The 13902-nt window shown below is 46.8% G+C and carries 4 protein-coding genes; all 4 read left to right on the top strand.

The genetic code is table 11. From position 1 onward, the window contains the following. Positions 1-279 precede the first annotated feature (279 nt). Genes G7B18_RS00100 through G7B18_RS00085 form a run of 4 tightly spaced genes read left to right on the top strand, consistent with a single transcriptional unit; the run spans position 280 to position 13897 of the window. Positions 280-4752, top strand: a complete 4473-nt coding sequence (locus tag G7B18_RS00100) for a hypothetical protein (protein ID WP_164121802.1) — start codon at positions 280-282, stop codon at positions 4750-4752. A gap of 6 nt (positions 4753-4758) precedes the next feature. Beyond that, positions 4759-6828 (top strand): fibronectin type III domain-containing protein, encoded by a 2070-nt coding sequence (locus tag G7B18_RS00095; protein WP_164121801.1) that lies wholly within the window; start codon positions 4759-4761, stop codon positions 6826-6828. A gap of 5 nt (positions 6829-6833) precedes the next feature. Then, a complete protein-coding gene (locus tag G7B18_RS00090) occupies positions 6834-12551 on the top strand; it encodes a SprB repeat-containing protein (RefSeq protein WP_164121800.1) in 5718 nt (1905 codons plus the stop codon). Continuing rightward, on the top strand, positions 12548-13897 hold the full coding sequence (locus G7B18_RS00085; protein WP_164121799.1) for a PKD domain-containing protein: 1350 nt from the start codon (positions 12548-12550) through the stop codon (positions 13895-13897). The genes G7B18_RS00090 and G7B18_RS00085 overlap by 4 nt, the downstream gene beginning before the upstream one ends. Positions 13898-13902 lie beyond the last annotated feature (5 nt).

The raw sequence follows: 13902 nt of genomic DNA, 5'->3' as shown, positions 1-13902 counted from the left end.
GTTTCCCGTAAAATAAGTTGAACACTCTATTTAGTTTTGTGTCGATTTAGCAATTTTTTTGGAATATAAAGTTTAGGATTATCAATACCTGGTCTTTTAATCAGGCAATTAAAATTATTGCCAAACTAGTTTAAAATATATAATAGGTCGTCAAATCTGTTTTCCTTATTAAAATATCCCGCAGGTACATTTTGCATGGTGCCGTTATCCATCCTCAAAGTTGAGAAAAGCGCAAGCTTTCAATAGAATTCAGTAAAGAGAAACGTCTAAATACAAAGAATGAAAAATAAAAATCTATCCCTCATTATCGTAAGTTTAGTTTTCGGTTTTTTCTTCTTTGTTGAAACCCAAGTCTGTTATGCACAGTCTTTTTTAGACTCAGCTCGATCCGTCTTAGATAAGGTAGAAGGAGCGAAGCGGTTTGTAAACCAGATCGATGTCAATGAACTTAGCGAGTTACCGTTAGCAATTCGATCGGATGTCGGGATAGATGGTAACTCAAAATTGGTTCTTGCGGTGGGGCAGGTCAATTTTATGCCTGATTTTGCGGAGGTCACCCTTTTTGCCAGACTGCGCATCCCTCAGAACAATCAAATATTAGAATTTGGCGCTAGGGGGATTAAGCTCTCTTATTCAGGAGGAATTCTTGGAGACGGTCGCTTGGCGCTTTTGCGGGATATTACCATCCCTATGGGGGGCATGTCTGTTACGCTGAAAGGATCGGGCCTACATACCCCTTATGACCTCACTTACGTAGATGTAGACTGTAACGGTTTTCGTGAGCTAGGCCTATCAGCCGAGATCACCCTTCCGCAGACATTTTTTCCGCTGGACGTTAATGGAAAAAAGCTAACAGGATCGGTTTCTGCCTATTTCTCTACTGTCGTGAGAGACTGGAATGATATACTCGTAGAGATCAGTCTGCCAGATTTTGGTGTCAAGGGCCTGGACGACTTTGGCTTTCGGTTGAAAAATGCAATTGTTGACATGAGCGATAGGCGAAATTCTCCGTACATGGTTTTCCCTCAATCCTATATGTCCAATGCATTTGGAGGAGAGGACCTGGCGCTTTGGAGAGGGCTATATGTCGAACAGCTTTATGTCACCTTACCGCCTCAGTTTAAAGACAGGGGTTCACAGCAGCGTATTGGTTTTGAAGCCAGCCATATGCTCATTGATGGGAATGGACTTAGTGGGAGTTTTTATGCAGACAATATCCTTTCCATTGATCGGGGTACAGCTTCTGGCTGGCGGTTCTCTGTTAATAGTTTTCGTTTAGACATCGAGGCCAATCGTATCAAGGGAGCTGGTTTCGATGGACAGATTGGCCTTCCATCATCTCAGGGACAGTTACTTAATTATTCCGCGTTTATCGCTGCGAATAATGAGTATCTCTTACGGGTTGCATCTACCGACGAAATAAGCTTTGATATCTGGAAGGCTAAATTAATTATTGATGAAAGTTCCTATGCAGAATTAAAAGTTTCGGGTGGTGAGTTTCTGCCTTCCGTATTACTCAATGGGCGTATGTCCATTTTGTCAGGGGAGGGGCAGCAGGTCGCTCATGTTGAAGATATCGTTTTTCAGGAATTAAAGTTACAGACCGAGCAACCTTATATCTCCGTCCGCCATATGGGGTACAAAGGCAAAGCCAGTATAAAGGGATTTCCGATTAGCATCTCTAGTATCGATGTCGTTAGCAGTGCCGACATATTTAGTTTGGTGTTTGGAGTTGAACTAGAGCTTTCTAAATCACAGATTATTGCGCAGACACAGTTGCGTGTCAACGGAAAAGTGGGAAAAGACCAAGGGCTACTAAAGATGGACTTCGAAAAGGTTGATCTCTCAGGTATACGTATCAACGCTAATATTGCTAATCAGCTTAAGCTCAGTGGGGGGATCGAGATGTATGACCGGCACCCTATTTATGGGGATGGTTTTGGAGGCGATTTAAAGATGGGAATCACATCACTCCGTGCCAGTGTCGATGCTAAAATTCATTTCGGAAAGAAAGAGTTCAGCTATTGGTATGTCGACGCTAAGGTTGACTTAGGCCTAGGAATACCTATTGGTCCTTTAATGCTCCGTGGATTTTCGGGGGGAGCCTATAATCGTATGGTTATGGATAGCGATCAGCGAGGTTCTATAAATTACAATCCTTCTGAGATGCGCTATGTTCCAGATGAAAATGCGGGTTTTGGTATACGTTTAGGAGTATTGATGCATGTTGCCCGACCTGAGGTAGTTGATATTGAGGCTAGTTTCGAGACTTCTTTCAATCGGCATGGTGGCGTCAACTATATTGGCATTTACGGCTCGGCTTCCGTGATGGGCAAGATCCCAGGGGTCGATAAGATAGGTAGTTTTCTGGATGACAAAATTGCTGCTGTGAGCCAAAAAGCCAAAGAGTTGGGCATTAATGATGAACGCGTCAGAACCGTTTTTGATGAAAAGGCCACCGCAGAGCCTACGGCTACAGCGAAGCTACTAGCTTCAGGTCCCCAGGTACAGCAACCGGGTAAGCCAGGACTTATCGCCCAATTGGGTATCTTGTTCGATTTTGCCAATAATACATTTCAGTCGAATTTCGATTTGCATATCAATTTCTTAGGTGGTGTGATCAGTGGTATTGGACCCGAGCATCGGGCGGGATATAGTGTAGCTCGCTTTTCTCCCGGCGAGTGGTATGTTCTGGCCGGAACACCTGAAGACCCTATGGGGGTACAGTTTGGAATAGGGTCTTTCCGTATTAAGACACAGAGCTATTTTATGATGGGGAGCAAGATTCCGGGGTCGCCGCCACCACCGCGACAGGTTGCCGATATTTTGGGTAAAGATGTCGCCCAACTGGATTATATGCGAGACCTGAATGCGCTGAATACCGGAGGAGGCTTTGCTTTTGGCTCCCAACTGAGCCTGTCTACAGGCGAGTTCCGATTCCTGATACTTTATGCAAGCCTGGAGGCCGGTCTTGGCTTTGATATTATGCTCAAGAATTACGGTATTATGGCCCATTGCGAAGGCAATAATGAGCCAATTGGTATTAATGGCTGGTATGCCAATGGGCAGTCCTATGCTTATTTACAGGGAGAGGTCGGGCTTCGGGTCAAATTGTTCCGCAGAGTTCGACGGTTTTCAATACTAAAAGCTGGAACAGCCGTGTTAATGCAGGCAAAACTCCCCAATCCAGCCTGGTTCAAGGGGCATATGGCGGTCAAGTATAGCGTACTTGGCGGTTTGGTCAAGGGACGGATCAATATGGCCGTCACCATAGGCAAAGAGTGTAAGATCGTAGGTGCCGCATTAGATGAAGAATTGCCTATCATATCGAGTATCAGCCCAGATAATAACGCAAAGGATGTGGATGTATTTGCCGCACCACAGGCCGCATTCAATATGCCTATAGATCAGGAGATCACCACAGAAGAAGAGGGAGGACCACAGACGTTCCGCATCAAACTAGAAGAATTTAAGCTTACGCATCAAGGACAGGTTATCGATGGAGCAATGCGTTGGAACGAATCTAAAAATTTAGTATCCTTCTATTCCAAAGAGATTTTACCACCTCATAGTGATATTACAGCCACCGTCCGTGTGGCGATGCAGCAGTTGAATGGTGGCAGTTGGCAGACACAGTACGAAAATGGCACCAAGATAGAAGAAACAAAGACAATCACCTTCAAAACAGGTGATGCACCCTATTATGTCCCGTTGCATAATATTGAGTATATGTATCCGGTTAAGGATCAGCAAAGCTATTATATTGGCGAGAGCAAGAGTGGCTTTGTCCAGTTAAAGCGTGGGCAGCAGTATCTTTTTACCGACCCACAGTCCATTGCTTTAGTGGTAGCCGATAAGGGCCAGGAGAAAGAAGCGGCTGTAAAGTATGACATTTCTAAGTCCAGGTTGAGTTTCAATATGCCAGAGATGCGCGCTAGTCAGTCTTACAAAGCACTATTGGTCAATAAAAATCCAGATCCAGAGAAGATATCTTCATCTTCTGCCGAGTACGTATCCAAGACTGATGAGCAGGGCAACCAAATGAAGGTCTCCAATCGACAGGCACAGTCAGCTACGCGGAATGATCTGCGACATACCTATTTAGAGTACGATTTTAAAAGTAGTCAGTACAATACATTAAGTAAGAAGTTGGATGCCATCCCGGGTAAAAAGCCTTCGTTTGGAATCATGGGGATAGACATTATAGATTTACATGTTAAAACTGATGCCTACGAATCCTTTGAAAGTGTCGAGCTGATCGGTTCCGAATTTACAGGAGGGCAGGCATTGATACAGGTAGAGGCAAAACCTGCAGGCGAGAAATATTACGAAAACGTCATTTATCCATTACTCTACAAAAATTATCCAATAGATAGCTATGTCACGATTACCCACCGGGATGTCAGCGAGTTGGGAATAATTCCTGTCAAGGGAATCCGGGTCGATAACACCGTGCTGTCTGATATCGTCGCGGGCAAGTCCAGTGGATACCATACGGGCTACCTCCCGTGGGTATATAACCTTTTCTTTTACTATAAACAGGATTTTCTGGATGTACAGAACAAGGCCGTCAACCGTTATTTAGGCCAGCCTGAGGGCAGTCGTTTCAAACACTTGATTGAGGGTACATTTACCTATCCATTCCAGGGTAAATACCGTACTCAATATCGCTATGTGTTACCTGATGGCACTGTAGGTACCACCAAAGATATATCTTATGAGAATGAAGTCCGATCCCCAATAAAAAACTAAGTCCGTATGAATCGATTGTTATATTTTATTTTAACCCTTATTTTCAGTAGCTACGGAGCTTACGTATTTGCACAGGAACGCTCTTCGGCAGTGGCTATGATTGGACGGGTAGACAAGGCGCAGCCAGGTATACTTTTACGTTGGGCTCCGACCAGTTCCGAGCAATGGTTACGGGCTATCCGTTATGGCTTCCGTTTGGAACGTTATACGGTATTAGAAGATGGGCGTCCTATGGCTACCCCCCACGTAAAATTATTGGGAGCATCCATTCTGCCACGTCCCGTAGGCGAGTGGGAATCCTTGGCTGATCAAGATGATCATGCCGCCGTGATTGCTGAGGCTATTTACGGCGAAGATTTTGAGATACAGGCCGACGGCGGGGCATTAGCTGAGATTACTGCCAAATCATCTGCCTTAGATCAGCGCTTTTCACTTTCCCTGTATGCCGCTGATCATAGCTTTTCGGCAGCCAAGCTCGCGGGATGGGCTTGGGAAGATCGTGATATATCCACCCGGGACAAATATCTGTATCGGGTGATATTGCTCAACAAACCAGAGCAATCTTCAGATACCGCCTCGGTGTATATGGGGTATCAGGATTGGAGTGCGCCACCGAAACCTGTGGGGTTAGCCGGGGTTTATGGAGATCATACCGCTACACTATCTTGGAATTACCGTTTGTTATCGTCTGTATACCACAGTTATGTTATCGAAAAATCAACAGATGGGCGGAGCTTTGCTGCTCTGGAGGGACCTGGTATTACCGATATTGCCGCAACCGAAGAAGGACCGCAGGAGTTGGTGTATTATATAGATTCTTTAGATAATAACCAGCAGACATACTATTACCGTATAAAGGGAATAACCGCTTTCGGCGACACAGGCCCTTATTCCGATACCATACAGGGTATGGGCGAGCCCCCATTTACCTACGTGCCACGTATACGACGTGTCGCTATTGACGCGCAGCAGCAGGCATCCCTTGTGTGGGACAGCCCTTCTGTAAATCCACATGCTATCGATCACTTTCGTATATTACAGGCGATCCAGGATGGTACCCCTTATCAGGAAATCGGTAGAGCCTCTTCGGCAGACACCACTTTTGTAATCCCTCAGACAGGACTTGGTAACTATTACAAGGTGGCTGTACATGCACGAAATGGTACAGTCAAGACCTCCCAATCCTATTTTTATCAGGCGATAGACTCCGTTCCTCCTGCTGCACCTATAGGTCTTCAAGGAGTTGCAGATACCAGTGGACGTATACATTTACAATGGACCGCCAATACCGAACCCGATTTATTAGGATATCGTATATACCGGAGCCAGCACAAAGGGGAGGTGCCCATGTTGTTGCAGGATTCCGTGTACACGCTTAGCGCCTTTACGGATAGTGTCAGCCTTCATACCCTCAATAGCCACATGTACTATGCTGTTGCAGCCTTAGATCAGCGTTACAATTCTTCCAGTCTCTCTGAAGTTGTTGAAATTAAAAAGCCCGACCGTATACCACCCGTGTCCCCTTTGATATTAGGGTATGATGTCCGTGATGGAGTGGTGCACTTAAGCTATAAAGCGAGCAACAGCAGCGATGTATCGAGGCATAAGCTATTGCGTAAAGTAGTAGGAGCCTCCCAATGGGATACCATCCTTGACTATGACAATAAAAAACTGCCTCAGGACACGCTTATAGACGCTACGGCAGCGGCAATGACAGGCTACCTATACACAATTATCGCGCTAGATGATAGTCATAACCAATCAGATATCATCCGCGAAGTAGCTATAGATGTGGGGGCTGTTACGACCAAGATAGCAACAGGTTTCCGTAGCTATGTTGACCGTGAGGCCCGTACTATAGAACTCGAATGGCGGAAGCGGTCCGATGTGCAAACGTATCAGCTGTATAGGGGACTGAACGATAACCCGCCCAGTTTATGGAAAGAGTTGCCGGGCGACACCCATCATATTGTAGACGATACGGCATTGGAGAATAGTCGGTATCGCTACGGACTACGGATTATAAAAAAAGATGGTAGTCAGGGGAAACTGGAATGGTTGGACGTTAAGTATTAGGTGTTATGAGGAAGTTTTTTTTAGTTCTATCTGTATTTATATTGTGCGTTAATCAGTTTGTCATAGGGCAAGGGCAGGGAGAATATATCGTCGTTGTTGAGGGGAAGGTATATGATGGAATACCGAATCATAATCCTAGTAGGTGTACTAACGAGGTGTTCATGTGGCTGACGGCAGATCGTCAGGAATTTTTCTTGGGTAATACCCGTATTGTAAAAAGTGGCAGAGATAAGGAAAATTTCCGATATCAAATTACTATCCCCAATAATGTCGCAATAACTGGGATCAAATCGCGAGGTGTTAGGCAGTGGTCATCTTGGGGTGGGTGTAAAGGTAATGATGAAACAAGAACAACAAATTACAATTTTAATTTAGCGAATACTGCATGTGTTAACCAATCGATAGGAGGGTTTATTCCGCAATGGAATACCGAAGGTGTAACTATCAGGTTTTATCCCAAAGAGGTCCTGATTCAATCCAATAGCGGTAATCATCTTGGAGTTGATAGGCCTATATCATTAGGTGCTACCCGAGGGTTTGCTAACTCAACTTACAGGTGGCAATACTCTTTAGATGGGTTTAACTGGATTAGTTTTCCTTTCGCTATCACCAATAAGCAACAAGCATCTTTTACTGGATTACAGTTATTGGGGGCTGATATCTATAAAAATATAGGGAAGAATATTTTTTTCCGTATAGATTACCAATGTGGGAATCTTTATTCTAACACCATCACGGCTAATATTATTATGGACGCTCCCCAGGTTTTAGCTACTACTCCAATAGCTCCAACCTGTCATGGAGGGACCGATGGATCTGTCAAGTTTAAGTTTAACCGTGACCTGTACCCCGGAGAGATTATGCAGATTCAGTTTTTTGAGCCTGGTGCTACGCTGCCTTATACAACGGTTTTAAATCTAGACCGTTTTGATACCGGCAATAGCTATACACCAAAGATGGGCGACTACGGTTTTCAAGGATTGAAGGCAGGAAATTATACCGTAAAGTTTCAGGGTAAGATTAATGGAAATGATGTGACCAATCCACCCGATCCTATACAGGTTACAATTACCGACCCACCTCCTGTAGCATTTAACCTATCTTCGAGAGATATACTTTGTTACGGAGCCAACGATGGGCAGCTGGATATTACCGCTACAGGTGGCACAGGACAGTATCAAGTCAGTATTAATGGTGCGGCATTTATTCCTTTCAATAGCGGATCCGTACATCGTCTTACCGGATTAATGCCCAATACTTACTCCGTTCGTATCATGGATACCAATGGCTGTATTCCAAAACTGCCCAATGGCAATGAAGAGATCAAGGATGTAACCCTAAAACAGCCCGCAACCGCGCTCCGATTTGATTTCGATCAGATTACACATCCACGTGCTTACGGCTATAGTGACGGGACGATAGAAGCCATTGTACATGGTGGTACACCGCTCAGCGGTGGATCTTATACCTATCGTTGGCGCAATGCACAGGGGCAAGAACTCAGCACGCATACAGCGGCGGTTATCAATCAGGGCAATGCCTATCGTATACTACTTCAGCAGGTACCAGCAGGTACCTATACCCTAGAAGTATGGGATGCCAATACCAATCCAACAACCAATCAGGCAGCCTGCTACCTTTATAAGGAGTATATCCTTGTACAGCCTGATCTACTTACCGTATCCTTAGGGAGTGAAGGCACTATTGCCTGTCACGATCAGAAAACGGCGACCTTACGGGCTACAGCCGCAGGAGGGGTCGTCGTCAATAATAATTACGATTACCAGTGGCAGCTGTTGCAGGGAGGTCAATATACAACCATAGCTCAGGGAGCTTCCAATTCCTTATTTAATAACGGAGCCGGTACCTATCGCGTTATTGTTAGGGATAATAATCAGATCACAGCTACCTCTTCTGAGGTTACGATAACCGAACCAGCCCCCTTAAGGCCACAGTTCTCCAAAGTCGACGTCAGCTGTTTTCAGGCTAATAATGGAACCATTACCATTCAGATGACGGGCGGTGTCGGTGGGTATCAGGTTTTGGTGCAGGCTCCTGGCATGGCGTCCGGTAGCTGGCAACCCTTTACTGATGGTGCGGCACATCGACTGCAAAATCTAACCCCCGGGCGCTATAGCTTCCAATTCCGCGATGCCAATGGTTGCTCTCCATGCGATGATCAGGGGCAGGAAATACCCTACGAAGTAGCTATCAGCGAACCCGCAGCACTTGCTGTAGACAAATCTATATTACGCAACCCGATTGAGTTTGGCGCTACTGATGGATCTATTGAGGTGCATCTCACAGGAGGAACTGCCGATGCACAGGGGCGTTATCAGGTCGAATGGCGCAATGCTCAGCAACAGCTTTTGCAACCCAGTACCAGTCAGACTCTAGACGGTATGCATCAGACCATTATTAGTCAGCTTTCCGAGGGCAAATACTATCTTAAAGTCACCGATGTTAATGGCTGTATTCTCCAACAGGAGTATGAACTTACTCAGCCCCGGCAACTCACTATATCGATCGAACAGCAGGTAAAGATTCTGTGCCATGGCGATGCTTCAGGCCAACTCGTTGCTATTGGAGAGGGAGGTATACCCATACCTCAACGCAAATACGATTATGTATGGTATCGGATAGATGCAGGTGTCCAGACCGCTATAGGGCAGACCGACGCTGTGGCTCGTAATCTTCCAGCTGGAACCTATACCGTCGCTATTACCGATGCCAATGGTATCCGTAGAGTAGCTACACCTTTTGTTGTCAGCCAGCCCACGGCACTACAGAGCAGTGTCCTGCAGATAGATATGGTCAACTGTTACGGTGCCGCCGATGGACGTATTCGTATACAGGCCTCAGGTGGTACAGCGACTTATCAGATCGGCATCCGTAAAGAAGGAGAGTCCCTTAGCCAATGGGTCGATTTTAACGAATCAAACCAGCATCTGCTCCGTGACCTTGCACCAGCTACCTATCATATACAGGTGCGCGATGCCCATGGATGTCAGGAACTTGATTCATCGGCCCCAAAAACCTATAGCATAACTATTACACAGCCGGCCCAGCCGCTTACTGTTCAGGACGTACGCATTACAGAACCTTTAGGTCATGGGCGATCAGATGGAAATATCCGCTTACGTATACAAGGAGGGACAGCCAAGAGTGATGGCACGTATAGTGTCCTTTGGAAAGACGAATCCGGAACCGTATTACATACCGTACAGGGAGAGTCCACAGCCCAGGGATATATCACAACATTGACGGATATCCCTGCCGGAAAATATACCCTAGCGGTAAGTGATGCCGCTCGAGAAGCCTGTTCGATCAGTGCTACTTATACCGTCAGGCAGCCCGATCCACTGTTGATCTTTATCGATGAACAGGAAGATGTCCAATGTCATAATGGACAGGATGGGCGAATTTCCGTTCGCGTTACAGGAGGCGTTATTCCTACCAATGGTTACCGTTATCAGTGGTTCCGTTATGATGGTGCGGACTCCGTACAGTTGACCTCCACGAGGAATTATGCTGACGGCTTACGTGCAGGAGGTTATCGCCTCTATGTAACCGACCAGAACCAGATTGTCACCCGTACAGATTTGATCAGCATCAATCAGCCCGATCCGCTCATTGCGGTAGTAGTCCCTACAGCAGTACATTGTTACGGTGGGCTGGATGGTACTTTAGGGATTACAGTGACAGGAGGGACAGCTCCCTATCAGATCGGGATACGTCTGCCAGATAGCAGTGCCGAGCAGTGGATCCCCTTCAGTGATGGTCTTAAACATATGGAGAAGGGGCTTTATGCCGGAACCTATACTTTACGTATACGTGATGGGCATGGCTGTACACCTGTCGATGCACAAGGAAACGAGATAGTTTTTAGTACAACCATAACCCAGCCTGCCAAAGCACTGACCATGGTATCCAATGAGCTTGTGCAGCCTTTGGGACATGGATTATCCAACGGGGCTATACATGTCATAGTCGATGGAGGAACTCCATCATCAACAGGTACCTACCGATACACCTGGTTAGACGGGCAGGGTGTACAGGTTAGTACACATCGCGCTCAGGCCGATGCCGGAAAGTATAAAATCAGTTTAGAACATATCCCGGCTGGCGACTATACCTTGATTGTCGAAGATACAGCATTTGATCTTACGACAGCCGACAACCAGCATGGATGTACATTCAGCCAGCGTTTCAGGCTCCCACAACCGGACCCTATACGCATCGAGATCACACAGGTTGCTTTTGTCTCCTGTTTTGAGATGACCGATGCGGGGCTGGCCGCCCACGTTACAGGCGGTGTACTCAGTGCTGCACAACAAGACTACCGCTATGCCTGGTTTAAAATGGAAGCAGGCACAGCACAACCTCTGTCGAGTCAGGAGAATACCTTGACGTCTATCGGTGCAGGAATATATAAACTTCGGGTTACCGATGCCAATAATATCATTGCCGAACAATTGTTTGAAGTCAAGCAGCCCGATCTACTACAGGTTACAGCAACAGGAAGCATCATCGAATGTGGCGACAGTCAGAACGGTACCGTGCGCAGCGTAGTGACAGGTGGTACTGCTCCCTATACCTATGCTTGGTCCAATGGTATGCAGTCGGCACACCTGCAGGGGATGGGAATAGGTAAGTATATTGTGATTGTGACCGATGCCAATGGCTGTACAGCCGAGGCACAGGCACAGATTACGACACCATCAGGTATGACTGTAGATGTCGATATTAAGCATCCTATATGCTACGGTGCAGCCAATGGAGCGATTCATCTTCAGGTCACAGGTGGCGTTGCGCCTATACGTTATCAATGGAGTACCAGGGCGACCACTTCCGGTATCACCGACCTTAGGGCCGGAACTTACGAAGTGACCCTGACCGATGGTAATGGTTGCGTATTCAGGCAGAGTTATCAGCTTCAGGAGCCACCACAGTTGCAGGTCGTCGCGGGCGAAGATGTCACGCTCTGTAAAGATCAGCGTCATACAGCCGTGGCCAAGAGTACCGAATCATCTGTACGCTATAGCTGGACAGGGCCGGGCAATTTTAAAAGTAGCAAAGCATACATCGAAGTCAATCAGGTCGGTACGTACACCGTAACCGTCACCAATGCAGACGGCTGTACGGCCAGCGATAGCTTCGAGCTACGGTATAGCGATGTCGATCTACAGGCCGATTTTGTCGCTACTACCCAGCTGTTCGAGGGGCAGACCTCTACGCTGGTCAATATCAGTACTACAGAGGCCGATCGTGTCGAGTGGATCTGGGATCAGAATCTACCTATCCAAGAGATCGCATCGTCCAAACAGCACATCGAACTACGGTTTGATAAACCAGGCAACTACACCATTACCATGCGTACACACCTTGGAGACTGCAGTAAGGAATTCAGTAAATCGATGACCGTACTACCGGCCGAGGATATGGGCACTTGGGAAGGCGAAAAAAGCGCTTTTATCAGTGGTTTTATTGCTTATCCGAATCCCAATAGTGGACAGTTTACGGCCAAAGTAGGACTGGCAGAAGTAGCAGAAATACGCTTACGCTTAGTGAATCTGTCCACAGGGCGCACGATAGACGACAGGCGGTTTACAGGACAGTCTCTCTATGAAATCCCGTACAATCTCCAGCTCAGCCCGGATATATACGTATTGATGCTAGAGGCGCGCAACGAACACCGTACATTCAAAATCATGGCACAATGAGAAAAATAGAACTATTAAGACCTCTGTTTCTCTTATTGATGCCCATACTGCTGTGGCAGGCATGCGTCAAGAAAGAGCAGGATATAAAGGTGTCTATAGATTTCGCGACCTTTTACGAGAGCAGCAATCAGACGGTTCCAGCCCGCGTACGTATAGAAAACCATACCCGAGGAGCAGAGACCTATCGATGGACTTTCGAGGGCGGGCAGCCGGCGGTATCAGACCGTCGCGACCCCGGGGTGATTGTTTACGAACAGGCTGGCGAGTACCGTATTATATTGGAAGCTTCCAATCCCGAGCATGAGGAGCGTAAGGAAATCACCATTCGTATCGACTCCGCAGTCCGCATCGCCTTTGACTTGGATACTGTCATCAACGTATACGCTCCAGCCGAGTTTGTGGTACGCAATCAGACCGATGGAGCATCTTCCTACAAGTGGAACTTTCATGGCGCGGCACCTTCCGGTTCTACAGCCCGTGATCCCGGTACCATCCTATATGATGTACCGGGCGATTACACCGTGGCACTCGAAGTCACCAATGGCAGCCGTACCTATAAGTTAGATCGGCATATTACTGTTCTACCTACATTGGAGGCTGATTTTGAAATCCTACCCATGTTGGGAGACGAGGATTATGAAGCCCCATTTACAGCATTGCTTAAGGCTTCCGGAACTAGCGTACACCATTACAACTGGACGGCTCCTGGTGGACAGCTTCAGCATGCAGATCAAAAAGAAGCCCAGCTCTACATCGAGCGGCCGGGGAGGTACGCCATTACACTTGTTGCCGACAATGGCAAAACAAAAAAGATCATAACCAAAGACATTACCATTACTGCCAATAGCAACCTCTATCATTTTTCCAATATTAAGCTGGGGATTAACAGTGCCCATGCGACAATCGGAAGTTTTTATTCCACACGGTTGCAGCGCGTTTTTGCAGCAGGCGAGGTTACTCCCCAGCAGGGCAACCTTATCGATATTGTATTCTTTGGTATCAATAATACCTTCACCCAGAATAGATTTGTATCACCCGATCAGGCAGGAGATCTCACCTTTCAGGATATTCCCGGGGCAGGCAGAACACGATGGATCAATCAGCCTCAGGGAGTCGGAACTAGCGATGCCCTCTTCGAGTCTATGCAGGACGATAGCTGGTTGCGTACCGTCGATATCGGGGCAGGTGATCAGAAGCCTATTTATTTCGATCTACAGACAGTTCCTCACTTTGCACTGTTCCAGCATGCCAGTGGATATAAAGGCATAGTCCGCGTACGTTCTGTTCACCGTGCTGGCCCGACAGATTCCTACATTGTTGTCGATATCAAAGTTCAAAAGCAATAAAGAGC

Origin of the sequence: Sphingobacterium sp. xlx-130, from assembly GCF_011007405.1 — a bacterium.
Taxonomy (GTDB): domain Bacteria; phylum Bacteroidota; class Bacteroidia; order Sphingobacteriales; family Sphingobacteriaceae; genus Sphingobacterium; species Sphingobacterium luzhongxinii.
Note: the sequence above shows the minus strand (reverse complement) of the source record. Positions and strands in the feature narration are given on the sequence as shown.

Excerpts from the sequence above, each read along its gene's own strand:
- G7B18_RS00100 (WP_164121802.1), top strand. The coding sequence starts at position 280 with ATGAAAAATAAAAATCTATCCCTCATTATCGTAAGTTTAGTTTTCGGT.
- G7B18_RS00085 (WP_164121799.1), top strand. The coding sequence starts at position 12,548 with ATGAGAAAAATAGAACTATTAAGACCTCTGTTTCTCTTATTGATGCCC.
- G7B18_RS00090 (WP_164121800.1), top strand. The coding sequence starts at position 6,834 with ATGAGGAAGTTTTTTTTAGTTCTATCTGTATTTATATTGTGCGTTAAT.
- G7B18_RS00095 (WP_164121801.1), top strand. The coding sequence starts at position 4,759 with ATGAATCGATTGTTATATTTTATTTTAACCCTTATTTTCAGTAGCTAC.